This is a genomic window from Mycobacterium sp. RTGN6 (assembly GCF_033804605.1).
In the GTDB taxonomy this organism is placed as follows: domain Bacteria; phylum Actinomycetota; class Actinomycetes; order Mycobacteriales; family Mycobacteriaceae; genus Mycobacterium.
Genome location: NZ_JAPZKZ010000012.1, coordinates 19,361 through 41,375, shown reverse-complemented (window position 1 = coordinate 41,375; position 22,015 = coordinate 19,361). Strand labels below are relative to the sequence as shown.

At 68.5% G+C, this 22,015-nt stretch carries 39 protein-coding genes; all 39 read left to right on the top strand.

Annotated features, from left to right (window positions below):
• Nucleotides 1-32: 32 nt before the first annotated feature.
• The 39 genes from SLQ33_RS26575 to SLQ33_RS26385 all read left to right on the top strand — a co-directional run bounded on the left by SLQ33_RS26575 (nucleotide 33) and on the right by SLQ33_RS26385 (nucleotide 22,014).
• Nucleotides 33-809: a hypothetical protein gene (locus SLQ33_RS26575; protein ID WP_319456902.1), complete on the top strand. Its 777-nt coding sequence runs from the start codon at nucleotides 33-35 to the stop codon at nucleotides 807-809.
• A 65-nt stretch (nucleotides 810-874) separates the two neighbouring features.
• Nucleotides 875-1,204 (top strand): WhiB family transcriptional regulator, encoded by a 330-nt coding sequence (locus SLQ33_RS26570; RefSeq protein WP_319456901.1) that lies wholly within the window; start codon nucleotides 875-877, stop codon nucleotides 1,202-1,204.
• A gap of 24 nt (nucleotides 1,205-1,228) precedes the next feature.
• Complete coding sequence (locus SLQ33_RS26565; protein ID WP_319456900.1) at nucleotides 1,229-1,627, top strand: hypothetical protein; 399 nt, start codon at nucleotides 1,229-1,231, stop codon at nucleotides 1,625-1,627.
• Nucleotides 1,620-1,922 carry a hypothetical protein gene (locus SLQ33_RS26560; protein WP_319456899.1) on the top strand — a complete coding sequence of 101 codons (303 nt, stop codon included), beginning with the start codon at nucleotides 1,620-1,622 and terminating at the stop codon, nucleotides 1,920-1,922. Before SLQ33_RS26565 ends, SLQ33_RS26560 begins: the two co-directional genes overlap by 8 nt.
• Nucleotides 1,919-2,473, top strand: coding sequence for a hypothetical protein (locus tag SLQ33_RS26555; protein WP_319456898.1), 555 nt, complete (start codon nucleotides 1,919-1,921; stop codon nucleotides 2,471-2,473). Before SLQ33_RS26560 ends, SLQ33_RS26555 begins: the two co-directional genes overlap by 4 nt.
• The gene (locus SLQ33_RS26550; protein ID WP_319456897.1) at nucleotides 2,470-3,297 is read left to right on the top strand and encodes a DNA polymerase beta superfamily protein; all 828 of its coding nucleotides are present in this window, start codon (nucleotides 2,470-2,472) and stop codon (nucleotides 3,295-3,297) included. The genes SLQ33_RS26555 and SLQ33_RS26550 overlap by 4 nt, the downstream gene beginning before the upstream one ends.
• Nucleotides 3,298-3,680: 383 nt before the next feature.
• Nucleotides 3,681-4,817, top strand: a complete 1,137-nt coding sequence (locus SLQ33_RS26545) for a hypothetical protein (RefSeq protein ID WP_319456896.1) — start codon at nucleotides 3,681-3,683, stop codon at nucleotides 4,815-4,817.
• A complete protein-coding gene (locus tag SLQ33_RS26540; protein ID WP_319456895.1) occupies nucleotides 4,817-4,981 on the top strand; it encodes a hypothetical protein in 165 nt (54 codons plus the stop codon). Before SLQ33_RS26545 ends, SLQ33_RS26540 begins: the two co-directional genes overlap by 1 nt.
• A 3-nt stretch (nucleotides 4,982-4,984) precedes the next feature.
• Complete coding sequence (locus tag SLQ33_RS26535; RefSeq protein WP_319456894.1) at nucleotides 4,985-5,683, top strand: molecular chaperone DnaJ; 699 nt, start codon at nucleotides 4,985-4,987, stop codon at nucleotides 5,681-5,683.
• Nucleotides 5,680-6,231 carry a hypothetical protein gene (locus SLQ33_RS26530; RefSeq protein ID WP_319456893.1) on the top strand — a complete coding sequence of 184 codons (552 nt, stop codon included), beginning with the start codon at nucleotides 5,680-5,682 and terminating at the stop codon, nucleotides 6,229-6,231. The genes SLQ33_RS26535 and SLQ33_RS26530 overlap by 4 nt, the downstream gene beginning before the upstream one ends.
• A 39-nt stretch (nucleotides 6,232-6,270) precedes the next feature.
• On the top strand, nucleotides 6,271-6,555 hold the full coding sequence (locus tag SLQ33_RS26525) for a hypothetical protein (RefSeq protein WP_319456892.1): 285 nt from the start codon (nucleotides 6,271-6,273) through the stop codon (nucleotides 6,553-6,555).
• 187 nt (nucleotides 6,556-6,742) lie between these two features.
• Nucleotides 6,743-7,120: a hypothetical protein gene (locus SLQ33_RS26520; protein WP_319456891.1), complete on the top strand. Its 378-nt coding sequence runs from the start codon at nucleotides 6,743-6,745 to the stop codon at nucleotides 7,118-7,120.
• A 183-nt stretch (nucleotides 7,121-7,303) separates the two neighbouring features.
• Entirely contained in the window at nucleotides 7,304-7,471 is a 168-nt protein-coding gene (locus tag SLQ33_RS26515; RefSeq protein ID WP_319456890.1) for a hypothetical protein, read from the top strand.
• Nucleotides 7,468-7,824 (top strand): hypothetical protein, encoded by a 357-nt coding sequence (locus SLQ33_RS26510; RefSeq protein WP_319456889.1) that lies wholly within the window; start codon nucleotides 7,468-7,470, stop codon nucleotides 7,822-7,824. The genes SLQ33_RS26515 and SLQ33_RS26510 overlap by 4 nt, the downstream gene beginning before the upstream one ends.
• A complete protein-coding gene (locus SLQ33_RS26505) occupies nucleotides 7,811-8,008 on the top strand; it encodes a hypothetical protein (RefSeq protein ID WP_319456888.1) in 198 nt (65 codons plus the stop codon). Before SLQ33_RS26510 ends, SLQ33_RS26505 begins: the two co-directional genes overlap by 14 nt.
• Entirely contained in the window at nucleotides 8,008-8,268 is a 261-nt protein-coding gene (locus tag SLQ33_RS26500; RefSeq protein WP_319456887.1) for a hypothetical protein, read from the top strand. Before SLQ33_RS26505 ends, SLQ33_RS26500 begins: the two co-directional genes overlap by 1 nt.
• Entirely contained in the window at nucleotides 8,265-8,618 is a 354-nt protein-coding gene (locus SLQ33_RS26495) for a hypothetical protein (RefSeq protein WP_319456886.1), read from the top strand. The genes SLQ33_RS26500 and SLQ33_RS26495 overlap by 4 nt, the downstream gene beginning before the upstream one ends.
• Nucleotides 8,615-8,893, top strand: a complete 279-nt coding sequence (locus SLQ33_RS26490; RefSeq protein ID WP_319456885.1) for a hypothetical protein — start codon at nucleotides 8,615-8,617, stop codon at nucleotides 8,891-8,893. The genes SLQ33_RS26495 and SLQ33_RS26490 overlap by 4 nt, the downstream gene beginning before the upstream one ends.
• On the top strand, nucleotides 8,890-9,324 hold the full coding sequence (locus tag SLQ33_RS26485; protein WP_319456884.1) for a hypothetical protein: 435 nt from the start codon (nucleotides 8,890-8,892) through the stop codon (nucleotides 9,322-9,324). The genes SLQ33_RS26490 and SLQ33_RS26485 overlap by 4 nt, the downstream gene beginning before the upstream one ends.
• Nucleotides 9,321-9,794, top strand: a complete 474-nt coding sequence (locus SLQ33_RS26480; protein ID WP_319456883.1) for an ASCH domain-containing protein — start codon at nucleotides 9,321-9,323, stop codon at nucleotides 9,792-9,794. Before SLQ33_RS26485 ends, SLQ33_RS26480 begins: the two co-directional genes overlap by 4 nt.
• Nucleotides 9,791-10,072: a hypothetical protein gene (locus SLQ33_RS26475; protein ID WP_319456882.1), complete on the top strand. Its 282-nt coding sequence runs from the start codon at nucleotides 9,791-9,793 to the stop codon at nucleotides 10,070-10,072. Before SLQ33_RS26480 ends, SLQ33_RS26475 begins: the two co-directional genes overlap by 4 nt.
• The gene (locus tag SLQ33_RS26470) at nucleotides 10,057-10,467 is read left to right on the top strand and encodes an HNH endonuclease signature motif containing protein (protein ID WP_319456881.1); all 411 of its coding nucleotides are present in this window, start codon (nucleotides 10,057-10,059) and stop codon (nucleotides 10,465-10,467) included. Before SLQ33_RS26475 ends, SLQ33_RS26470 begins: the two co-directional genes overlap by 16 nt.
• A 192-nt stretch (nucleotides 10,468-10,659) precedes the next feature.
• Complete coding sequence (locus SLQ33_RS26465) at nucleotides 10,660-11,190, top strand: hypothetical protein (protein WP_319456880.1); 531 nt, start codon at nucleotides 10,660-10,662, stop codon at nucleotides 11,188-11,190.
• Complete coding sequence (locus tag SLQ33_RS26460; RefSeq protein ID WP_319456879.1) at nucleotides 11,159-11,329, top strand: hypothetical protein; 171 nt, start codon at nucleotides 11,159-11,161, stop codon at nucleotides 11,327-11,329. Before SLQ33_RS26465 ends, SLQ33_RS26460 begins: the two co-directional genes overlap by 32 nt.
• Nucleotides 11,326-13,080, top strand: a complete 1,755-nt coding sequence (locus tag SLQ33_RS26455; RefSeq protein ID WP_319456878.1) for a hypothetical protein — start codon at nucleotides 11,326-11,328, stop codon at nucleotides 13,078-13,080. Before SLQ33_RS26460 ends, SLQ33_RS26455 begins: the two co-directional genes overlap by 4 nt.
• A 6-nt stretch (nucleotides 13,081-13,086) precedes the next feature.
• Complete coding sequence (locus SLQ33_RS26450; protein WP_319456877.1) at nucleotides 13,087-14,532, top strand: hypothetical protein; 1,446 nt, start codon at nucleotides 13,087-13,089, stop codon at nucleotides 14,530-14,532.
• Nucleotides 14,525-15,763 carry a head maturation protease, ClpP-related gene (locus SLQ33_RS26445; protein WP_319456876.1) on the top strand — a complete coding sequence of 413 codons (1,239 nt, stop codon included), beginning with the start codon at nucleotides 14,525-14,527 and terminating at the stop codon, nucleotides 15,761-15,763. The genes SLQ33_RS26450 and SLQ33_RS26445 overlap by 8 nt, the downstream gene beginning before the upstream one ends.
• A gap of 38 nt (nucleotides 15,764-15,801) precedes the next feature.
• Entirely contained in the window at nucleotides 15,802-16,257 is a 456-nt protein-coding gene (locus tag SLQ33_RS26440) for a hypothetical protein (protein WP_319456875.1), read from the top strand.
• Between the two features lie 49 nt (nucleotides 16,258-16,306).
• Nucleotides 16,307-17,230 (top strand): hypothetical protein, encoded by a 924-nt coding sequence (locus SLQ33_RS26435; RefSeq protein ID WP_319456874.1) that lies wholly within the window; start codon nucleotides 16,307-16,309, stop codon nucleotides 17,228-17,230.
• Entirely contained in the window at nucleotides 17,227-17,799 is a 573-nt protein-coding gene (locus SLQ33_RS26430; protein WP_319456873.1) for a hypothetical protein, read from the top strand. Before SLQ33_RS26435 ends, SLQ33_RS26430 begins: the two co-directional genes overlap by 4 nt.
• Nucleotides 17,800-17,830: 31 nt before the next feature.
• Nucleotides 17,831-18,286, top strand: a complete 456-nt coding sequence (locus SLQ33_RS26425; RefSeq protein WP_319456872.1) for a hypothetical protein — start codon at nucleotides 17,831-17,833, stop codon at nucleotides 18,284-18,286.
• Nucleotides 18,287-18,297: 11 nt separating this feature from the next.
• Nucleotides 18,298-18,981 carry a hypothetical protein gene (locus tag SLQ33_RS26420; RefSeq protein ID WP_319456871.1) on the top strand — a complete coding sequence of 228 codons (684 nt, stop codon included), beginning with the start codon at nucleotides 18,298-18,300 and terminating at the stop codon, nucleotides 18,979-18,981.
• Nucleotides 18,981-19,229 (top strand): hypothetical protein, encoded by a 249-nt coding sequence (locus SLQ33_RS26415; protein ID WP_319456870.1) that lies wholly within the window; start codon nucleotides 18,981-18,983, stop codon nucleotides 19,227-19,229. Before SLQ33_RS26420 ends, SLQ33_RS26415 begins: the two co-directional genes overlap by 1 nt.
• Nucleotides 19,214-19,648 carry a hypothetical protein gene (locus SLQ33_RS26410; protein ID WP_319456869.1) on the top strand — a complete coding sequence of 145 codons (435 nt, stop codon included), beginning with the start codon at nucleotides 19,214-19,216 and terminating at the stop codon, nucleotides 19,646-19,648. Before SLQ33_RS26415 ends, SLQ33_RS26410 begins: the two co-directional genes overlap by 16 nt.
• Nucleotides 19,649-19,664: 16 nt before the next feature.
• The gene (locus SLQ33_RS26405; protein WP_319456868.1) at nucleotides 19,665-20,207 is read left to right on the top strand and encodes a hypothetical protein; all 543 of its coding nucleotides are present in this window, start codon (nucleotides 19,665-19,667) and stop codon (nucleotides 20,205-20,207) included.
• A 56-nt stretch (nucleotides 20,208-20,263) separates the two neighbouring features.
• Nucleotides 20,264-20,716 carry a hypothetical protein gene (locus SLQ33_RS26400; RefSeq protein ID WP_319456867.1) on the top strand — a complete coding sequence of 151 codons (453 nt, stop codon included), beginning with the start codon at nucleotides 20,264-20,266 and terminating at the stop codon, nucleotides 20,714-20,716.
• A 5-nt stretch (nucleotides 20,717-20,721) separates the two neighbouring features.
• On the top strand, nucleotides 20,722-21,456 hold the full coding sequence (locus SLQ33_RS26395; RefSeq protein WP_319456866.1) for a hypothetical protein: 735 nt from the start codon (nucleotides 20,722-20,724) through the stop codon (nucleotides 21,454-21,456).
• Complete coding sequence (locus SLQ33_RS26390; RefSeq protein ID WP_319456865.1) at nucleotides 21,449-21,784, top strand: hypothetical protein; 336 nt, start codon at nucleotides 21,449-21,451, stop codon at nucleotides 21,782-21,784. Before SLQ33_RS26395 ends, SLQ33_RS26390 begins: the two co-directional genes overlap by 8 nt.
• Nucleotides 21,772-22,014, top strand: coding sequence for a hypothetical protein (locus SLQ33_RS26385; RefSeq protein WP_319456864.1), 243 nt, complete (start codon nucleotides 21,772-21,774; stop codon nucleotides 22,012-22,014). The genes SLQ33_RS26390 and SLQ33_RS26385 overlap by 13 nt, the downstream gene beginning before the upstream one ends.
• Nucleotide 22,015: the final 1 nt, after the last annotated feature.

The following is a 22,015-nucleotide window of genomic DNA, read 5'->3' as shown; positions in this document are numbered from 1 at the left end:
GGGACCAACCGACACGGCCGACGCGCCGCGGTATGTGTCACCGCTGCTATCAGACCTGGTGGACCCGCCGCCGCGCCTACGGATCGTTCGAGTCGCTCTACGTCGATGCTGAGCCGACGCGTGCGCACGTACGCGATCTGGTCGCGGCCGGCGTGGGCGTGCGGCGTATCGCGCTGTTGGCCCGCGTCGACCGCAAGGCCATCCAAGTCTTGATGAACGGGCGGCTAGACCGCGGAACGCCACCCTCGCGGCGGATCGCCCGCAAGACGGCCGATGCCATCGCGGCGGTGCCGGTCCCTGGTGTCGTGCATCAGGTCGTGGCGGGCGGCACGCGGGTCGACGCGATCGGCACAATTCGCCGGCTACAGGCGCTCGTCGCGTTCGGTTACACCCGAACGTATCTGGCCGAGCGCATCGGCTGGACGGTGCACAATATCGGCGCGCTGCTCGACGTCTCGCGCCGCCAGGTCAACGCCGACACGGCGCGTAAGGTCGAGGCGCTGTTCGGTGAGCTCCAAGCCACCCGCGGGCCGAGCGTCCGCTCCACGAACGAGGGTCGGCGCAAGGGATGGCTCCTGCCGATCGAGTGGGACGACGACGAGCTCGACAGGTTTACCGTCGAACCCGAGACCGACGACGAAACGCCCGAGCGGCCGCTGACTTTCGCCGAGCAGTACGTCGAGCTGCGCGATCACTGCGGCCTGACCGACGACGCGATCGCGCATCGGCTCGGGATCGACGAGCACAGCCTCGCCGCCATGAAACGCCGCCATCTAGAGGACATCGCCCGTGAGCGGGACGTCGCCTAGTGGCCCAATCTGCGCACCTGCGTCCGCCATCGTTGGCCGCAGGTGGAGGTGCACGCGCAAGACTGGTGCGGCTCCTGTTGGGCGAACTCGACCCTGTGTGGAAGCTGCGTGCAGCGTGCCGGGGCCATCCCCGCCCCGATATCTTCTACCCGCCGCCGGCGCGGGCCGACGCCGATATCAAACGCTCACAGTCGGAGCGTCGCCGGCGGATCATCGTCGCCGAGGCCAAGAGCGTCTGTCGACGGTGCCCGGTCCGCGCGGCCAGCTTCGCGCCCCGGCCTGGGGACGTCGGCACCGGCGAGTGCCTCGACTTCGCCGACACCCTCGGCGACTACAACGGCATATGGGGCGGGCTGACCGCCCGAGAGCGCGGCCGAAAACGTGATGAACGATAACCGTCAACCCGAGAGGATCGACCCATGACCCACCCAATGCCACCCGTCAACTGGTCTCATCCGTTCCCCGACGACTACACGTTGCGGTTGTGGGACGCCGACACTCAAGAGTTCCTCTGGTCGTCGCCCGAAATACCCGGCCAACCGTCGCTGTACGCGTACCTGTGCTCGCGCGACCAGGCGGGTGGTTGGGGCACCCTGGCCACCCTCGATGACGGCCACGGCCGCCGCCTATGGGTCGGTCGGATGCGCGTCGTCAACGGCCAGGTCGAGGCGGTACTAGAGGCCGAGTTCGTCAAGGCATTCACCCAACCCTCGTCACCGCTGTTCGAGTACGTCGGCGACGGGCCAGTGATCGCCCCGCAATTCACGGCGGCGGTCGGCAAGTTCACGATCATCGACGACGGGCCAGCCGATGATTGAGACCCTGACCTGCCACACCCTCACCTGCGACGAGTGCCACCAGACGCTCAACCCTGGCGACGAGGGCGACCTGCATTTCAGCGACGCCGACGAGGCCCGCAACGACGCGACCCGCTACTTCGACTGGACCCGTGACGGCGATCGCGACCTGTGCCCCGAGTGCACAGCACGCGCGACGTGCGAGCGTGAGGGCCACAAGCCGGTAACCGAGGACTTCGGCGGCATCTACTGCGAAAGGTGCGACGAGGCCCTCACCGCGCCGTCCACCGTCAACCCGAAGGGGAGCTACCTGTGAGCACCGACGACGATCTGCGCCTGGTGCTCGTCCGGGTGCTCAACAACGGCAATTGGGCCGAGGTTGGCTACACCATTGCCCACCAGGCGATCCGCCGGCCGGTGACGTTCCGAGTCAACCGCAACGGCACCCCCGGCGATCAGACCATCCCCAACGGCCTCGCCCTGATCGGGGAGAACGACGACCACCCCGGCAAGCTGTCCGTCGAGGCGTTGGCCCGCCAGGTCGGCAAGGTCGCCCTCAAGATCGCCCGCACCGACGAACTGCTCTGGCTCCCCGTCGCCGCGCACCGCGACGAACTGGTCGGCATGTGGACGATCGAGTGCGTCACCCTCGTCGAGTGGTTCCGCGTCGCGCAACGCTCCGACGAGGAGATTCTCAAGCTCGCCGGCGTCGACCCGGCAACAGGCGAGCTGCTCGACGCGCGACCCTGCCCGACGTGCAGCGGCTCGGGCACGACCGGCGTCACCGGATCACCCGCCGGCAACGTTCCGATCCCGTGCACCGCCTGCATGGGTACCGGCCAGGCGAGCGGGATGGCCCACGGATGACCACCTACGACACCGCCACCATGTTGCCGCTCGGAGAGGTCTTTCAGAGTCCGCACTCGACGCCGTGGCATCACCAGATCGCCCAGGCGAACACGGTGCTGCTCACGCAGGTCGGCAGCGGGTTGCACGGCGTGCACACCCCCGACCAGGACGACCGCGACGAGATGGGTGTGTGCATCGAGCCGCCCGAGGTGATGCTCGGTCACGACCGCTTCGACCTCTACGAGTTCCGCTCCCAAGCCCAGCATGTCCGCTCGGGCCCCGGCGACCTGGACCTCAACGTGTACGGGCTGAGCAAGTTCACGAAGCTGCTCGCCGCCGGCAACCCGATGGTCCTGATGCTCCTCTTCGCCCCACGCAGCGAGGTCGTCCGCATCAGGTGGCCCGGCATCGACCTGCGGGAGCGCCGCGACATGTTCATCTCGCGGGCCGCCGGCGCGCGTTTCCTCGGCTACCTCGAACGGCAACGCGAACGGTTCCGCGGATCGCTGAGCCAGCGCACCAACCGGCCTGAGCTCGTCGAAAAGTACGGCTACGACTCGAAATTCGCCTACCATGCGCTGCGCCTCGGGTTGCAGGGCATCGAACTAATGACGACCGGCGAGATCAACCTCCCGATGCTCGAACCGCACCGCCAGTACCTCCTGCGGGTGCGCCGCGGCGAATTCTCGCGCGAGGACGTCGACCGTCGCCTCGACTCGGTGCACGCCGACCTCGAAGCGGCGGTCACGGCGAGCCGGCTACCCGAGGCGGCTGATTGGCCGGCTGTCTCGGCGTGGTGTGCTCAGACCTACCGCACGTGGTGGGAAGAGACGGGTCAATGACCGGCAAGCGGTGACGGGCCAACGGTGTCGATGCGGTCATGTGCGCGAGCAGCACTCGCTTTGGACGCCGGCGGCTGGCTGCCTGGCGTGCACGCTGTGCGCACCCGGTGCCCGACCTCACGCGATGCAGCGATGCGCGTGCACCGCGTTCGCGGCCGCGCAGCTATCCAACGCCTGAACCGGTCCCTACGTTGAGTGGCGCGGTGGGCGTCAAACCGGTTCACAACCACGGTTACCTCGGTGTTTGTTCTCGATCGGCAAGGGCGGGCCATGATCCGCGGGTCGCGAGGAGCTCGTTCCTGCGCCCACCGCAACCCCCGACGTCGCCGAGCCGCTGGTGGTCTGTCCACCACCCGATAATCGACCCGACGACAGGAGAACCCGTGGCAAAGCCCGACAAGCGGAAGCGTCCGCCAGTGAGCGTCGCCGAGGCCGAACAGATACTCGAACGCGCCCGCCGCCGCGAAGCCGCCCAAGCAGCCGAGCGCGGCGCAGGCACTTACGCGTACCGGGAGATGTTCGCCCCGCAGGTCGACCTCGGCACGCTCGACACCCCCGGTATCTCCCACGCCGACCAGTGGGCCGACTTTCTCAACCGCCCTGGCCGCTTCTACGTCGCCCAGATCGTGATCCCGCTCGACGGTGAGCCCCTCGGTCAGAAGCTCGGATCGCAAACCACGCTGAAGGCCGACGACGACCAGCTTCCCTACCTCGTCGAGGTGCTGCGCCAGGTCCGGGGCGCGTTCGGCGAGCACGCCCGGATCACCCTCACCCCGGCCGAGCCGCACGTCGAGGAGCGCCGCATCGCCGGCCCACCGGCACGAGTCACCGTCGACGGTGTCCCGCACATCGGCCAGCAGGTCGGCAAGGTCGAGCGCGCACAGGCCAGCATGAGAGGAGTCGGCAAGGCACACAGCGATGCCCGCGACCGTCTCATGGCCGCACAACGCGACGCCGAGGCCCAGCGCAAGCAAGCGCGGGTTTGGTGCTGCGGCACACCGATCACTGGCCCGCACGCCGCCGGCTGCGCATACGAGCCCACACCCGACAACCCGATCGACTACAACGGGCCCGGCTTCATGCTCCCCCCGCCCAACGGCAAGGCCACGATCCCCAACGGGCCGCCAATCTCGATGGACGAGTTCGAACTCGGACCGCGCCGCCGCGGCCCCGAGACCGTCGGCGAGGACGGCCTCACCGACAGCGAACGCGCCGGCCAGGTACCCCCGTGGGCCGGCGGACCGATACCCGACCGCGAGTTCACCCGCGACGAGCTCGCCGAGATGCTCCCCGGCCAGACCCGCACCGAGGTCGCCGCCGAGCTCGGCAAGACGCCCGACGAGATCGGCGGCGTCGTGCACCACGCCGACGTCATGCCCGAGGCCCTGGCCGCCGAACTCGGCGTCCCCGTCGAGTCGCTACGCCGCATTCCGATGACTGGCGGCGGCTACGCCTGGACCGTCACCCCGCCGCCAGCGGCCGAGGAGCCCGGCCGGCACGCCGCACCCGAGGGGTCCTGATGCACGACCCTGATATCCGTTCTGGCGGCGTCTGCGCCGAGATCGGGCCCCGACCGGCCCCCGACCTCAAGCCCTACATGTGCAGCCTCGACACCGACCACGACGGCGCGCACCAAGCGATCCTCGCTGGCGAGCTCCTCGACTCATGGCCACAGGAGGGCTGAACCGTGAGCGACTACCCGCCCAATATGACGTTCCGACCACTGGACGGCTGGCCGCGGGACTTCACCCGCGGCCGCCGAAACTCGCCGTTCCGGGCGACGTTCAACAGCACACTGGGCGACCTACGTCAGGAGCTGCACGCGCTCGGCAACGGCGGCCCGCGAAGCTGGTACCAGCGCGACGCCTACCCGGTGACCGTGCTGCAACTCGCGTTGCGGGACCGTGACATTCGCGTCGACGGGATGCCCCGCGCGGACGCGAAAGTGGCCCATCCGGGGATCATCCTCAACATCGAGTCGAAGCACGGCGATCTGTCCTACCCGTGCGACACGTTCGACGACTGGCGTGACAACGTCCGCGCCGTCACGCTCGGGCTGGAGGCGCTCCGCAAGCTCGACCGGTACGGCATCACACAGACCGGGCAGCAGTACCGGGGTTGGCTCGCGATCGAAGCCGCACCCTCGTCGAGCGTGATCGGCGCGGCTCGTAGCGTCCTCGTCGGCATCGCCTACCCCGACGACTCCCCGGAACGACGGGGCGCGTGGGTCGACCAGATGACGACGAGCAACGTCGTGGCCGCCACCGTCCTACGCAAGGCCAAGGGCAACGCGCACCCTGATCGGCACGGCGGTGACCGCACCATGTGGGAGCAGGTCGAGCAGGCCGCGAAGGTGCTCAACCTCCGCGAAGCGCGGGCCGTGTGAAGTCCGTCCTGTGGTGGACGGTGCTGCTGATCGTCGCGTGTGTCAATTGGCTCGTCGCCGACGGGCACCGGACGCTCAACACCGTGGCGTTGTGCGCCGTTGCACTGGCCGCGCTCAGCGTCTACCACGATGAATATCGGGATTGGCGGTGGCGGCACCCCGACGCCGTCGCTGAGCTCGTCGACGTCCTGGACTGGTGCCAAGGCTGCGACAACCTCTGGCCCCGCCACCAGATGGGTCTCGATGAGGGCGGCGCATACCGCTGCTACCACTGCCGCAACATCCTCGTCCCGTTCCCGGCGGCCCTCGCGCCTCAGCCGATCGCCGCGACCAAGCCTCAGCAGCGGGTCATCAGGGCAGCCCTCGACGACACGATCGTCGACCTGATCGTCCACGAGGTGATGGTCCCCGGCCGCCCGCCCGACATGGTGGTGCTCCGCTTGACCGAGCACCGCAACGCCGGGGCGTTCGTACTGCCCCCAGGCGTCAAGGTCGGCATGGTCGAGCGACCGGACGGCACTCTCATCCCGATCATCTCGTCGGGCTAACCGATGCAACGCGATCCGGCAACTCGGCTGCTGGGGATTATGACGACGACGAACGTCCTGATCGCCCAGCTAGTGGACATGCACCCCGGCGTTCGCCTGGCGCTCACCGACGACGGCTGGCGCTGCGATGAGGCTTCGCATGAGGTGTGGTTCGGCGAGCCGTTCCTGGGCAACGATCTGCTGGGGCCGTGGACGTTCCCACCCGGCTACGTCAGGCTCGCCGCCACCAACGGGACGTGGGTGTGGCGACTCACCGACGAGTGGTGTGACGGCACGAGTCTCGACGTCCCAGCCCGCCGGTGCCGCGGTCTATGGCCCGACTGATCGGCAGGGCTGCGGGAGTCCAACCCGCTGCTTCGGGCCCCTCAGCCCGCGGGCTCGGTCACTGGCTACTCGGTGCACCTTCACCAGCCCTCGCGTTACCCCAAGCCCCGCCTTAGCCATGACGATAGTGGCCCGGCTGACGAGCGCACAGCCGCGGTTTGTCTGCTCGGGTCCACACACTCATCACGTGCCCAACACCACCCCGAGGCCACCGAAGAGCACCACGCAAAAGGGCCTCGGATACGACCACCAGGTGCACCGCGACCGCCTGCTACTGAGGCACGTCGACGGCACGCCCTGCTGGTGGGACGGCCGCCCCATGTACCGCGAACCCTCCCGCAACTGGGACGGCAAACCGCTGCACGCCGAGCACTCCAAGAGCCGCTCGATCTACGGCACCGCCGGCAACCAAGCCGACCGGCTGATGCACGACACCTGCAACAAGCAACGAGGAGACGGTTCACGTGACGACCAGCGACCAGCACTCAACCCCGAGCTCCTCACCGAGCTCGACACCAGCCGAGAGCTCCTCGGAGACCTCTACTACTTCGCCTGGCCCGCCTGATGACCTCGCTGATCGCCGACGGGCTCGCCGGCTAGAAGAGGCCGCCTCCGAGTGGCGTCGCCGCGGGCAGCCACGCGAGCCGCGATGGGTCGGTCCGCTCGCCGTCGCCTCGCTCGTATCGTTGGCGATCGTCGTGGGCACCGTCGCCGTGTGGGCGATCATTGCGGCGATTGAGCTTTTCCGGTGAGCTCGCCCGACGTCAAGACACGCCTGACCGAGGCCACAGCCGTCGTCGAGGCCGTCAAGGTCCTCGACCGCTACGGGTTCACCACCGCAGCCCGGATCACCGCCCAGGCCGCTGAGGCGATCCTCGAATTCCGCGTCGACCACGCCAGCAGGGTCGACACGTGATGGGCGGCCGCCGCCACGTGCACAACCTCGGCGAGGCCGAGCGCAACGCGATATGGGAATGCCGCGGACCGGCCTGGCGGGCGTTCTACGCGTGGTCTGGCGACGACAGCGGCAGGTGGTACTACGTCCCCTCAGGCCGCACGTTCTGGCATGTCACCGCCGCGTCCGCCCTCGATGTCAACGCTCGCTCGATCACGTCGGGAACCTACGACGGCGACCCGCTCTCGTTCGAGTTCGTGGAGGTAATCCGGCTCGGTGAGCCCGCGATTCTGTTCACCGACAACGGCCAGATACTCACGCTGCCGTCCTACCTCACGGGCGCGACTAGGCACTCGGCTGATGGCACGCGGTGACGGCCGCCGGCTCGCAAGCCGCTCCGATCCGGCCGTCCGCGACGCGCTGAGCCGCACCTGCCCGGACTGCAAGGCCGAACCGGGCAAGTGGTGCGTCGGCGTCGCCGAGAACAGCCGCACCCAAGGCCGCGTTCTGTCCCGAATTCACTTCGCCCGCTGCACCTACCGGAAGGCCACCGTCTGATGCCGACGTTTCCGCTCAAGCGGGTCAACAACGAGGTGTGTGAGGTACTCCTCGGCGCGCCCCCGGCGCACCCCCGTTTCGTCGACGTCTCCGGTGAGGTGGCTGAGTTTCCGTTCGCGTTGTGGGGCGACGTCACGGTCACGATCGAGCGCGGCGGGTTCCCCATAGTCGAGCTCATCATGCTCGCCGAGCACGTCGACGCCGACGTAGAGATACCGGACATCACCCCGCCCGACAACTCGGAGGTGGCGTGGCCGTGAGCACGTTGCCCCGGTTCGTTCCCGCCGAGGAGCCCTCGACCTACACCAGCGGCAAGGGCCTGGTGCTGCTCGCGGAGTTCTCCCGCCCCGTCACCATCACGTGCGAGGCGTGCCACGTGTCCACGCTGCGGCTCAAGCTGCTCAGCAACAGCGCCCTCAACGCCGACACCTGCGACCGTCTGCTCACCGCCTACCTCGACGAGCTCGGCTGGACCCGCCTCCGTGAGCGTGGGGCCGATATCTGCCCCGAGTGCGCCGGCACTCGCGTCGAGGTGTGCGACTTCTGTCGGCTCTACACCGGCGGCCACACCAAGACCTGCCCCACACAGCTACCGGGAGTGCTGCAATGACCCTGATCCGGCGCGTCATCGGATGGCTGCGAGGGCCAGGCCCCGAGGTCTACCTGCTCGTCGACAAGTACCCCGACGACGGCGACGGCCTCGAAGCGGTGATCAGTGCCCACGCACGCCACCAAGGCGCAGAACTGGCCCGCGCGAACCAAGCCCGCCTCTACGGCCCCATCACCTACCCCGCCATGGGAGGCGATGAGCGGTCGATCAAGCGGCTCTACGACCGCCTCGCCGTCGTCAACCTCGACGTCCAAGACCAGGACGACGACGCATGACCACCTTCGTCGACCAAGAGCACCTTCACGACCCCGCCACGGGCACGATCGGCGACTGCTGGCGCGCCGGCATCGCCAGCGTCCTCGGATGCCCGATCGTCGACGTCCCTCACTTCGTCCGCGACTACCCCAATCAAGAGGGCGACACCACGGCCCGGTGGTTCGACGAGACCCAACGCTGGCTCACAGAGCACCACGGCGTCACGATCGTCTACTACGACCAACCGGACGCGGTGCGCGCCGAATGCCGGCTACAGCGCAGCGCGTTCCCGTTCATCCTGATCGACGGGTACTCGCCCCGAGGCGTCGCCCACGTCGTTGTCGGCGACGCGATCACCGGCGAGGTCGTCCATGACCCACACCCGTCACGCGACGGCCTCGAACGAACACGCGGAGCGTTCGCAGTGGTGCGACTGGACGACGACGCGTGAAGGCGCTCACCGTCCAACAGCCATGGGCTACGGCGATCCTGCGCTACGGGAAGACCGTCGAGAACCGCACTCAGGCATGGAGCTACCGTGGCCCGCTGGCCATCCACGCGGGCGCGCGATGGTCGGAGCGAGGAGACCACTCGCCGCTGATCCGCACCGAGCTACGCCGCCATCTGCCGCAGTTCGACGCCGCCACCATGGGCGGACGGCTGCCGCGCTGGCCGTTCCCGATGGGCGTCATCCTCGGCACCGTTGACCTCGTCGACGTGCACCCCGACGCAGGCTGCTGTCAACCTTGGGGCGAGACGTTCTACGTCGAGCACGGAGGACGCGAGCGCCGCCGCATCACCCACCTGGTGCTTGAGAACCCACGCCCACTCGCCGAGCCCATACCGTGCTCCGGTGCGCTGGGCCTCTGGACGCCCCCGCATGACGTCCTCCTCGCCATCATGCGGCAGGAGACCGCGTGAACAGCACCGTCGACGAACTCGACTTCACCAACGTCGACCAGCGTGAGCACCAATGGATCGACCAGCAAGGCACCCTGTGGCGCTGGCACGACGAGGGCGGACACCGAACAGGCGGACAGGGCTGGCAATACTGGCAGGAAGACGAGTGCCGATGGAAGTGGCACGGGCTCACCCTGCATCTCTTCGGCCCATACCGTCAGGCCACCCTCACCGAGCGGATAGAGGACGAGGGCACGCACGACCCCGAATGCTTCTGCGATGAATGCTGCGAGCTATGACCCTCCCCGCACCCCGACGGGGCAGTAGTAGGCGCAGCACCACCCGAGTATCACCCGCTACCAGGCGTGCACTACGCGAGAGGGCACTCGGCTGCTGCGAGGTATGCGGTGTGCACGGTGCAACCAACGCACACCACCGAGTCAACGCATCCCAAGGTGGTCGGCCCACACTGGGCAACCTGATGCTGGTGTGTGGCTCAGGTACAACGGGCTGTCATGGTCGCATCACCACCAACCCATCGTGGGCACGTGCGCATGGCTACTCGGTGGGTGGCACGTTCGAGCCGTGCGACGTCGCCGCGTTGCGATGGTCGAGGTGGACTGGTGCGGCCGAGTGGGTGCTGCTCGACGACCGCGGCGGCATCACTCCGACCGAACGGGTCAGGCCCAAGTGACGCGGGCGCAGAGCGTGGACCGCAACGACACAGGTCAGAGTGGTGTGTGCTGTACGATGGCAATACATGCTCTGACCTGCGCATACCCCCCACCCCGATCTTTCCTGAGGCCCCCCCCACGGCTGACTCCGGACGCGGTAGGCAGCTTTTTATACAGCGCATCGGATCGCGCGCGGGGCGGGGGTGGATCAGATGCCGGCCAAAGCGAGCAAAAGTAGTCCACCAGCCGCGAAAACCGTTGCCGCACAAGCGAAATCGGGGGCCAAATCGGGCCCGAAAGCGGTTGCGGGAGGGCGTGTTTCGGCCGCGCAACGGCGCAAACCGGCGGCGAAGAGATGGCGACCGGCTGCGGGGGCCCTGCTCAAGGCCTCAATGTGGCGCGGCGAGGACCCCGGCGGGATCAAGCTGCTCGTCGAGCAGGCCTGTCGAGTGGCCGATCGACTCGAAACGCTGGACCGGACGCTGCGCGGTGACGCCGGCGCGATGATGAGCCTCGATCTGGGCCGGATTCTGGCCGAGGCGACACCGCCTGGTGATCGCAAGGCGTTCTACGTCGAGCTCTCGCTGAAGGTGGACGCCGCCGTGTCCGAGGAGCGTCAGCAGGCGAAACTGTTCGGTTCGCTGCTGTCGGACATTGCGCGCCAGCGCGCCGCGCTTCCACCTGCCCCGCCCGACAACGGATCGAACAACGGTGAGCAACAACAGGGCGATCTCGACTTCTGAGGACGCCGAGCGGCTGCTCGATTGGCTGTATCGGCGGCGTCTGCTGGGCCGTGACGACCTGTGCGTGCCGATCACGAACCCGTCGGCGACGGTGTACGTCGTGCCGAGAACGGTGTCGCCGCGCGAGTGTTACCTATGACCGCGACCGACGCCGGCCCACGCCGACCGCGGAAGAAAGCGCAGGTCGGCGACCGCAAGGCCACGCCGCGGCCCGGTAGGAATAGTAAAACCGCAGGTCGGGCAGCGCCGGCCAACCGTGACGACCAGAGCGGTCCGCCGCCGTGGGTGGGGCACTGGCCGCGCCTCGACGGGCCGCAGGAGCCGCGCTATCACTCGGCCAATCCGCTTATCGCCGAGGCCGATGAGTCGGACTCGATCCGGGCGGCCAAGTTCGCGTCACGAGTCACCCGGTCGCGGTGCCTGCCGTGGCAGTGGGATGAGCTCCGCGGGATCACGCTGCGCCGCGACGATGGCCTGTGGTTGCACCGCGACGTGTGTCTCATCGACACCCGGCAGCAGGGCAAGACCGAGGTCATGGTCTGGCGCATCCTGTTCGGCCTGTTCTACCTCGGCGAGACGTGCGTCTACTCGGCGCAGGCCGGAAAGACCGCCGACGCGGTGTTCGCGCGTATCGCCGCGATCATCGAGAAACGCCCGGCGCTGTTCGAGAAGCTGGTCTCGAAGACGGGCGGCTCGCAGGGCCGCGGCGACATCGTTGTGCGCGCCAACGACGGCACGCTCGCGCATCTCCGGTGCGGTGTCCGCTCGACCGACCTTGGCCGTGGCCTGGACCGCATCGATCTGGTGGTTTTCGATGAGGCCTACAACCTGACCGAGGCCGAGGTCGCCGCGCTGGCCGGTACGCAGATCGCGAGCCCGAACGCCCAGACGATCTACACCTCGACGGCCCCGGTCGCGTCGGTGCACACGTTCTGTCACATCTTGGCGGGCATCCGTGACCGCGGCATGGTGGGCCACCGAAACCCCGACCAGGCTGACCCCGAGCTCTGGTATTCGGAGTTCTGCGCGCCTGATCCCCCGAAGGATGAGCGGGCCCGCGCCGAGGCCCGCCTCGATCGCGAGCTCTGGCGGCTGGCGTCGCCGTCGCATGGGGTCATCTCGAAGGACCGCGATATCGACGCGATCCGCAAGACGCTGTGCATCAACGCCACGGGCATCGCACTGTGGGAGGCGGACTACCTCGGTTGGGGCGAATGGCCCATGACCGAGGCGACCCGCGAGCCCGTGATCCCGATCGAGGAGGTGTGGCTCAAGTTGGTCGACCATGCGCCCGGCCTCGTCGGGCAGATCGTGATCACGGTGTCGCGGACCCAAGACAAACTCTGGTGGGCGTTCGCCGCCGGCCAGCGCACCACAGACGGACGTGTTGCCCTCGAACTGGGCAAGTACGAGAAGATGAACCTAGGCCAGGCCGCCCGCTACCTCGTGCAGCTGATCCAGCTGCACGATCCACCCGAGGTCGTGATGGAGGGCCACGACCCCGGCGTCGACCTGGTGCCGGTGATGCGCAAGCTCGGCGTCGACATACGCCTGACCACGGCCAACGAGTTCGCGATCGCGTCGTCGCTGTTCATCTCAAGCGCGACGTCGGGCGACCTGTGCCACACCGATCAGCCGATCATCCGAGAGGGCCTCGAACAGGCGGCGATGCGTGAACTACCACGCGGAGGCCGAGTTTTCGACAACCGCGAGGGCTCGATCGCGCAGGTCATCGCGTTCGTGATGGCGCTGTGGGGTGTCCTCGAATTTGCTGAGGAGGACTCCCCCGCAGCGCTGCCCGTCGGCGGCGACGACGTGGGTGCCGTCGACGACCTCGGAGAATTCGGCACGACAAGTAGCCACTTTGCAGATTGGGACCTGTCAACGTAGGCACCGATGGGTGCAAACGACACCGCTGTAACTTCCCGGCCGCCGCGTATCGCCGCTGGTCGGTCGCTCGGCCTGCGCCGGCCCTCGGCGACGGCCCGCGTCGAGACGGCGATGCCTGTCGGTGAGCGCGGCTACGTCAACGGCGGCGGCAACAGCAACGCGTGGTTGGCGTGGGACCCGTTCGAGAAAGTGCCGCAGCTTCAGTACCCGGAGAGCGTCGGGGTGTTCCTCGACATGGACAACGACGACTCACGGGTGACGTCGCTGCTCGAATCGATGAGCCTGCCGATCCTGTCGGCGAAGTTTCGGATCGACCCCAACGGTGCGCCCCCCGCGGCGGTGCAACTGGTCTGCCGCAACCTTCGGGTGCCGGTGCTCGGCGAGGACTTCGTCGACGACGGCGGGCGCAGCAAGGGGGCGTTCTCGTTCCTGGCGCACCTGCGCGACGTCGCCAGCCCGGTCCCGCAGTTCGGTCACGCAGTGTTCGAGCAGGTCTATCGCCGCGACGGGGACCATCCCGACGGCACTCCGCGGTTCGTGCTGCGCAAGCTGGGGCCGCGGCCGCAGTGGACGATTCAGAAGTTCAACACCGCCCTCGATGGTGGCCTCGACTCGATCACGCAGCTCGCGCCGGCGTCGACGTCGCGGCAGATGTTCGGGATCAACCCCCTCGACATTGCGATCAACCGGCTCGTCGTCTACTCCCGCAACAAACGCCCAGGTCACTGGCAGGGCCGTTCGGTGCTGCGGTCGAGTTACAAGCACTGGCTGATCAAGAATGAGCTGCTCAAGATCGAGGTGGCGGTGGCCCGCCGCAACGGTATGGGCGTGCCCGTCGGTACCGCGAGCAAGCCGAATGATCCCGCCGAGGTCAAGGCGATGCAGCGGATCGCGTCCGGGTTCCGCGGCGGTCTGCACTCCGGGGTCGGCCTGGCGTACGGCCAGACGCTCAGCCTGCTCGGCGTCCAGGGCAACCTCCCCGACATTCGGGCCGCGATCGAGTACCACGACAAGGCCATCGCGTTGTCGGGGCTCGCCCACTACCTCAACCTCGACCGCGGCGGCTCCTACGCGCTGGCCGCGGTGCAAGAGCGCCCGTTCATCCAGGCCGTGAACACGGCCGCGCTGTACTACTGCGAGATCGCCCAGGCGCACATCATCGAGGACCTGATCGACGTCAATTTCGGTGTCGACGTGCGGTGTCCGCGGCTGGTGTTCTCCCCGATCGGCTCCCAGCAGGACGCTTCGGCGGCGTCGCTGAAGATGCTCGTCGAGGCCGGTCTGTTGTCTCCCGACCTGCGGATCGAGCGGGCGTTGCGTCAGCTGCTGGACATGCCGGCCAAGCCCGACGCCGACGATCCCGACGCCGAGCCGCCCGCCGGCAACAAGCCCGCGGTCGTCAACGGCCCCACGCAGGTCAGCGGGCCCAGCCAGGAGGACGCCGGTGCCTGACACCAAGCGCGAATGGTTCAAGTTCGCCGCCGCCAAGGCCGACGGTGACAAGGGCCCGAAGCGCACGACGCTGCACATCTACGACACCATCGGCGCTGATCCGTTCTTCGGCGGCGTCGACGTCAACGAGCTCGTGACCACGATCGAGGAACTCGACGACGACGCCGAGCTCGACGTCCGAATCAACTCCCCCGGCGGGGCCGCCTGGGACGGCCTGGCCCTCGCCAACGCGATCATGCGGCACCCCGGCAAGACGACGACCAACGTCGTCGGCCTCGCCGCCAGCGCCGCCTCCGTCGTCGCGATGGCGGGCGACAACGTGGTCATCTCCAAGTACGGCCAGATGATGCTGCACAACGCCCGTTTTAGCGCCATGTGGGTGACCGTCGAGGAGCTCGCCGAAGCAGCGAAGGTGGGCGCGAAGCTCAACGCCTCGATCGCGGCGTTCTACGCCGACCGCGCCGGCGGCACCACGGACGAATGGGCTCGCGCGATGAAGCGCGAGACCTGGTACTCGGCCGACGAGGCGAAGGACGCCGGTCTGGCGACCGAGATCGACGAGTCGGGCAAGCGTGAAGACATCGAGGCCGCCGCGCTGGCCTCGATCACCAAGGCCGCGGCCACGTTCAAGTACCCCGGCCGACAAGCCGCACCCGCGCCAACCGCGCAGGTAGAGGACGGGCCCGAGGGCCCAAAACCAGAGGAGGCCCCCGTGGCAACCAGCAAGGCAATCCTCGACGCCCTCGGACTCCCCGAGGACGCGAGCGACGACGACGTGATCGCCAAGATCGCCGAGCAGGCCGGCGACAAGCCGGATGAGAAGACCGACGACACGCCCGACGACAAGGTCGACGCGGGCGAGATCACCGAGCTCGCCGCGGCGGCCGCCAAGCACGGGCTCACCGTGATCGACCCCGGCACGCTGGCCGAGATGCAGCGCAATAGCTCGCTCGGTGCCAAGGCCCACGCGGAGATGGAGACGACCCGGATCACCGGTGCCGTCAACGCCGCGATCAGCCTCGGCAAGATTCCGGCCGCCCGCAAGGAACACTTCGTCGCGCTGATGCGCGCCGATGAGGTCGGCACCACCAAGCTCCTCGCCGACATTCCGGCCGAGACTGCGGTGCCGCTCACCGAGCTCGGCCACTCGCTCGAACCGCAGGCCTACGCCGGCGGCCAGGGCGGCGACGTCACCGAGGCCCCGGCATACAAGGCGTGGTCGGTCGAGTAATCGGCTGCCGACGAGATCACTGAGGAGGACATAGAGCAATGAGCGCGACTATTCAGGTCACCAAGCACGGGCCGCGGACGTACTCGCCGCTGTCGGGTCAGACGGTGCGAGGCGGCCGACTGTGCAAGTTCGCCGCCGGCGGCCGCATTCAGGAGGCAGGGGCCGGCGACGTGTTGTTCGCCGGTGTCGCCCTCACCGACGCGATCGCCCCCGAGGACGTCGGGGGCACCGCCGGCACCGACGCGTGGGGCCGCCCGATCCTCAACACGGTCATCAAGCCCACCACCGTGGCCGTCGCGTACGGCGGCGACGAGGTGCCCGTGTTCTACACCGCCAACGCCACCCAAGGGCAGCTGCTCGTGGCGGGCGCGGCGGGCGCGGTCACCCCGGTCACGGCCGACGTCGACCCGCGGCTGATCGTGGGCCGCTGCACGCAGCCTGGCGGCGTCGTGTTCGCCACCAACCCGCGCGGGCTCGCCCGCCTGGCCATCTAGCGGCGAGCGCCGAGAAACAGGAGATAGACCAGTGGCAACTACTGGAGTCGTGAGTATCAGCGACGGGCCCAGCACCACCGTCGGGGACCTCATCGGGGCCCCGATGATGGTGCCGACCAAGATGAAGGAGCTGATGACGAATGTGTTCATCAGCGAGAGCATCCTGCGCAACGCCGGCGGCAACCCGGCCGGCCTGGTCGGCTACACCGAGGGCGACCCGACGTTCCTCGTCGGCGATCCCGAGGACGTCGCCGAGTTTGCCGCGATCCCCGTGACCTACGGGGAGATGGGCATCCCGCGTGTGGCGATCGCCAACAAGCGGGGCCTGGGCGTCCGAATCTCGCGCGAAATGCGCGACGAGAACCGGATCGGCGCGGTCAACAAGCAGATGACGCAGCTGCGCAACACGTTCAAGCGGGCCGACGACCGCGCGGTGCGGGCGATGCTGCTGTCGAACGCGGTGCCGACGCTGCCCGTGGCGAACGCCTGGGACACCACCCTCGGCGATCCGCGCCTGGACCTGGCGCTGGGGATCAAGGAAATCACGTTTGCCGACCCGACCGGCAACGTCGTGTCCGACGAGGAGTGGGCGGGTTTCCAGCCCGACACGATCGTGCTCAACCCCGGCCTACTGCCGGTGCTGATGGCGAACGAGAAGTTCAACAAGGTGTACAACGGCAACGTCGCCGGGGACTCCCTGTTGCTGACCGGGCAGCTGCCGGGCTCGATCTTCGGCCGCTCGATCATCGGGTCGTTGTCGTTCCCCGAGGACCGCATCCTGATCTGCGAGCGGGGGACGATCGGGTTCTACTCCGACACCCGCCCGCTCGAATTCACGGGTGTGTACCCCGAGGGCAACGGACCCAACGGTGGGCCGACCGAGACGTTCCGCTCGGACATGACCCACAAGCGTGCCATGGCCCTCGACCAGCCCAAGGCCGGTATCTGGCTGACGGGCCTGGTGACTCCGTGAGCGCGCCCAAGGCCGGCACCTACGTGCTCGCTGCGGCGTCGTTCTACCGGGTCGAGGGTGAGGGTGACGAGGCGGTGCGCCGGCGGTACAAGCGCGGCGACAACGTGGAGCTGTCCAAGGCCGAGGCGGCGCGGCTCGCGGTGCCGACCCGGCTCGCGCCGCCGTCGTTCGTCAAGGCCGGCGACGTGGTGCCAGGCGACGACCTGCGCAACGCGCCGCCGATCGAGGTCAACACCACCTCGCAGGCCAATCAACTCGTCGCCGACGCCAACAACGGCCTGAACACGCCGAGCGGGGACGGGTTGACCGAGGCCCAGGTCAAGAGCGAGGTCACCACGCCGCCCGTCACCGGTGCCGGCGTGGCGGTTCCGACCCCGGAGCAGCTCGGCGACACCGGTGCCGAACCGGTGGCCCCGACCGGCGAGAACGGTCAGCCGGCCAAGAGCGCGACGGTCGAGGTGTGGCGCGACTATGCGGTCAGCGTCGAGGCCGTCAAGCCCGACGAGGCCGGCGACATGACCAAGGCACTGCTTCAGGAGGCGGTCGCCCGCAAGGCCGCCGCCGGCTAGCGCAACGACTCGATGACGAGGAGCTCGACGAGTGGACACCCAACCGTTTCTCACGGCTGACCAGTTCGCGGCGCTGATCGCGCCGCGGACTCTCACAGCCGGTGAACGTGCACTCGTCGAGCTCCTCGTTCAGGCCGCGGCGGACTGGATTCGCGCCCCGTCCCGGCTGCCCGGCCTGTTGACGACCGACCCGCTCGCGACGCAGGCGAAGCTCGTCACCTACGACCTGGTGGCGTCGGTCCTGTCGCCGCAGAACCTCGACCCGCGCGTGCGTCAGCTGATGACGCAGACCGATGGCCGCACGACGTCGATCACCTACGCCGACGCGGCGAAGCTCCTCGTATTCGATGACCGCTACCTGGTAGCGCTCGGGCTGTCGACGACGGCCGAGCCGCAGGCGTTCTACGGCACCGACGACACCGGCACCTACGGCGGCCCCGACTCGTTCGCCTACGCGTTCACCGACCCCGGCCCGAGGCGGTGGTAACCGTGCTCACCGTGGCTCAACTGCTTACCACGCTCGGCGACGACACGATCGAGCTCGTCATCCGCGAGCCCGCGGTCCCGGCGGCAGTGGACGCGTGGGGCCGACCGGCGATGACCGAGCGCACCGTCACCAGAGGCGAATGCTCGTGGCAAGTCACCGGCGGCACCGAGGAGCTCGGCGGCACGGTCGTCGCGACCCTCGAAGCCAAGGGCGCGCTCCCGGTCGACTCCGAAACGCAGGCACTCACGTCGACCGCTGCGGTGCGTCACGCTGGCCGCCTGTTCGAGCTGAGCACGCCCGGCGTCGTGATGTACGACGGGTTCGGCCGAGCCAGCCACGTCCGCGTCTACGGGCGATACGCCGCCGACGTGAGCCTCGGGGAGGCCGTAACCCTGGTGCCGGCGGGCCGCCGCCATGACGGCATCGTGGACCCCGACGGTGACCCGGTCCCGCTGATCGCCCGCGCGGTGATCGTCGGCGACGCGCGGACCCGACTCGGCGCGAGCACGCCTGGGCTGTCGGCGGACGCCGACTACACCGTGGTCTTCGACCTCGACGCGCCGGTCAACGACGGCGACTGGCTGATCGTCCGCGGCCGCGAGACCGTCATCTCGGTCGGCCGCCAAGAGTCGCAGTGGGCCGAGCGCCGCCAACTCGTCGTGGCCGCGCACTACCGGGCCGGCGGGCGAGCCTGATGGCCCGCCGCCGCAAAGAGGGATTCGTCGCCGACCGTAAGGCGATCGGCCGCATCGCGAGGAGAGACCCCGGTCTCAAGAAGGTCATCCACGACACCGCCGCGGCGGGCGCTGAGCGCGCTGGCGGGCACGTCGAGGACTACACCACCGACCGCGTTGTGTCGGCTGTCGTCGTAGGCGCTGAGGACCAGGCGAAAGACGGTGTCGCCACGAAGGCCGCCGGCGAGCTCGGGTGGCCGATCCGATGAGGGTGCACGCCGACCCGGTACCCGCGACGATCGCCTCGTTGCGGACGTTCTACATGCTCCCGTCCACCATCACCGACCTCGGTGGCGCGTGCCGGGTCGAGGATGCCGAGGACGGCATCCCCACCGATTGGTCCCTACGAACCGACCCACCCCTCGTCACCGTGAGCGACGACGGGGGACCCGTGCAATATCCCATCAAACGCGACCCAACCATTCGGATTCTCGTGCGGGCACGTGGCTCCCGCCAGGCAAAGAAAGTCGCCGCCCTCGCGGATGGCTATCTTCGCTCGCACCTACCCGATGGAATGGCAACTATCCGGCGCGGTGGCGCGGCGTTCGTGGCTACACGGGACTCGGACACGGGTGCTGACCTGGCCTCGTTCACCTTGCCGACAGTTGTCCCGATGACCGATTACTAGCTGAGGAGCAACGCCGATGGCCGGCAACCCCGCAAATGTGGCCTCCCGCCTTTGGGCCGAGGCCGACGTCCTGATCTACACCGCCGCGACCCTGCCGAGCACCGACATTCCCGAGGCGGTCGACGACCCGTTCGTCACCACGACGGGCAAGTGGCAGTTCCTCGGCCTGCTCGTCGGCGACGCCGGGATCGAGCAGAGCCGCCAGTGGGACAGCACCGACATTCCCGCCTGGGGCTACGGCACGATCATCGTGGCCGATAAGGACTTCAGCCACTCGACGAAGGTGTCGGCGCTGGAAGACAACCCGGCCGTCCAGGAGATTCTGTGGCCCGGATCGACCGACACGTCGATCGTCGTGCCGCACGCTCTCCACGCGTGGTTCGCGTTGGAGAAGCGCACCGCCGCCGGCGGCGTGAACCGGCTCATCTCCAAGATGCCCGGCCGGTTCTGGTGCGAAACGATCACCGACAACGAGGGCAACGCGTCCCCGCGGGAGATCGACGTGCGCGTGTTCCCGAACTCGTCCAAGGAACTCTACGCCGCCCAAAAGGCCGCCTGACCAGCGTATTACGCGAATCGCGTAATACCTCAACCGGACACAGACAGGAGACGACGGTGCAGACAGTCAAGGCAGTCAAGGCCATGCCCGGCCGCCAAGAGGGCTCGGTGTTTCAGCTCGACGAGAACTCGGCGAAGGTGCACAAGGAACGCGGAAACGTCGAGTTCGTCGACGACGACGCTCCCGAGGCGGGTGGCGTGTTCGTCCGCGCGAAGACGCGACTGTCGGGGGCCGCGGTGACTCAGGTCGCCGCAGCCGACTACCCCGAGCAGGTGGTCGGAGAGCCCGCCGAAGGCGAGCAGGGCGAGGCCGGCGCAGTCGTCGACGGCAACGGTGACACCCACACGGGGCACGTTCCCGCCGAGGTCAGCAAGGCCTCGAACAAGGCCGACCTCGTGGCGTACGCCGCACGCCTGGGCCTCGCCGACGAGAGCGGCAACGTGTACAGCGAGGCCGAGCTCGAATCGCTGAGCAAGGCCGAGCTCGTCGACAAGCTCGGCCTCGGCTAACCGCGGTGCCGAGCGACGCCGCTCGGTTGGAGGCGATCGGCGCTACCGAGGCGACGGTCGCGTTCCGCGGCCGCGAGCTCGTGGTGCCGCTGGCGCTCGAACGATGGCCGCTGAAGTTGATCCGCACGGTGCGGTGGGTGCGCGCGATCAACGAGCTCTTGGCTGGCCAGCCGCACGGCATCGCCCGCCCGGTGCTCGACGACTACCGGGAGCTCTCCGAGGCGATGGCCGAGGCGGTCGGGGTGGCCAGGTTGCCCGAGACACCGGCGACGCCCGACCAATGGTTCGGCAGCATCCCGACGCTGCTGCGGCTGCTCGACGACCACGAGGCCGACGTCGAGCTCGACCTCAAACGCCTCGGCGTCGACTACCTCGGCCGGTGGCGCGGCGAGCTCACCCTGCGCCAGGTGTGGACCTACATTCGACGCTCGCCGTCGACGTCGGCGATCGCCATCGCCGACAACGGCGGCAAACACGTGTGGACCGAGCCCGACTTCATCGGCGCAAGCGTCTACCAGGCGCTCACCGGCGAACTATATCCCGGCAGGCCGCTCAAGCCCGAGGAGCTAGCAAAGGCCATCGAAGCTATGCGGGCAAAAGCGGAACACGTCGATAAGTTGAAATCGCGCCAAGCCGCGTACACGCAGCAACCGGCTCCCGTGCCCGGCTTGCCGCAGGCGATGCAAGAGGCGATCGAGAACCGCCAACGAGAACTAGGAGACACCGACCCCAATGGCTAAGACCAACGCCGCCGTAGCGGCCGTACCAGACCCCGACGTCGACGACAGCAGCGACCTCACCCCCGACGCCGAAGCGGTCGAGGACCCGAACGCCGCCGTCCTGACCCTCGAATGGCTCGGGAAGACGTTCACGATGCCCAAGCGCCGAGGCCGCTGGCCCACCGACGCCGCCGAGGCATTCGAGGACGACAAAAACCTCAAGGCGCTGCGCGTTCTCATCGGCGAAGAGGCGTGGACGCAACTCAAGGCGCTCTGCCCGTTCGTCGACGACCTCAACGAGTTCGCCGACTACGCCGGCGCGAAAATCCAGAACGAGTGCGTACCGTAACCGTCCTCGAACGGGCCCTCGCCGCGCTCGATCCGCCGAGCGCGGGCCCGTTCCCCACCACGCGACGCGGCCGAGTCCGCGCCGCCCTCGGCCGCCGCCACGGGCCGATCGTGCGCTACTGGACCGACGACTGGCGTCTCGTCCACACCGAGCCAGCTCGACCCGAGCGGCTGCTGCGGTGGCTCGCCCGCGCACCACGCCGCCTGATATACGCCGCCAGGGCGAGGTAGC

Coding starts and splice junctions, on each gene's coding strand:
- SLQ33_RS26575 (WP_319456902.1), top strand. CDS start 33: ATGTGTCACCGCTGCTATCAGACCTGGTGGACCCGCCGCCGCGCCTAC.
- SLQ33_RS26450 (WP_319456877.1), top strand. CDS start 13,087: ATGGGTGCAAACGACACCGCTGTAACTTCCCGGCCGCCGCGTATCGCC.
- SLQ33_RS26525 (WP_319456892.1), top strand. CDS start 6,271: ATGACGACGACGAACGTCCTGATCGCCCAGCTAGTGGACATGCACCCC.
- SLQ33_RS26565 (WP_319456900.1), top strand. CDS start 1,229: ATGACCCACCCAATGCCACCCGTCAACTGGTCTCATCCGTTCCCCGAC.
- SLQ33_RS26440 (WP_319456875.1), top strand. CDS start 15,802: ATGAGCGCGACTATTCAGGTCACCAAGCACGGGCCGCGGACGTACTCG.
- SLQ33_RS26540 (WP_319456895.1), top strand. CDS start 4,817: ATGCACGACCCTGATATCCGTTCTGGCGGCGTCTGCGCCGAGATCGGG.
- SLQ33_RS26465 (WP_319456880.1), top strand. CDS start 10,660: ATGCCGGCCAAAGCGAGCAAAAGTAGTCCACCAGCCGCGAAAACCGTT.
- SLQ33_RS26415 (WP_319456870.1), top strand. CDS start 18,981: ATGGCCCGCCGCCGCAAAGAGGGATTCGTCGCCGACCGTAAGGCGATC.
- SLQ33_RS26455 (WP_319456878.1), top strand. CDS start 11,326: ATGACCGCGACCGACGCCGGCCCACGCCGACCGCGGAAGAAAGCGCAG.
- SLQ33_RS26485 (WP_319456884.1), top strand. CDS start 8,890: ATGACCACCTTCGTCGACCAAGAGCACCTTCACGACCCCGCCACGGGC.
- SLQ33_RS26405 (WP_319456868.1), top strand. CDS start 19,665: ATGGCCGGCAACCCCGCAAATGTGGCCTCCCGCCTTTGGGCCGAGGCC.
- SLQ33_RS26470 (WP_319456881.1), top strand. CDS start 10,057: ATGCTGCGAGCTATGACCCTCCCCGCACCCCGACGGGGCAGTAGTAGG.
- SLQ33_RS26550 (WP_319456897.1), top strand. CDS start 2,470: ATGACCACCTACGACACCGCCACCATGTTGCCGCTCGGAGAGGTCTTT.
- SLQ33_RS26390 (WP_319456865.1), top strand. CDS start 21,449: ATGGCTAAGACCAACGCCGCCGTAGCGGCCGTACCAGACCCCGACGTC.
- SLQ33_RS26500 (WP_319456887.1), top strand. CDS start 8,008: ATGCCGACGTTTCCGCTCAAGCGGGTCAACAACGAGGTGTGTGAGGTA.
- SLQ33_RS26490 (WP_319456885.1), top strand. CDS start 8,615: ATGACCCTGATCCGGCGCGTCATCGGATGGCTGCGAGGGCCAGGCCCC.
- SLQ33_RS26505 (WP_319456888.1), top strand. CDS start 7,811: ATGGCACGCGGTGACGGCCGCCGGCTCGCAAGCCGCTCCGATCCGGCC.
- SLQ33_RS26560 (WP_319456899.1), top strand. CDS start 1,620: ATGATTGAGACCCTGACCTGCCACACCCTCACCTGCGACGAGTGCCAC.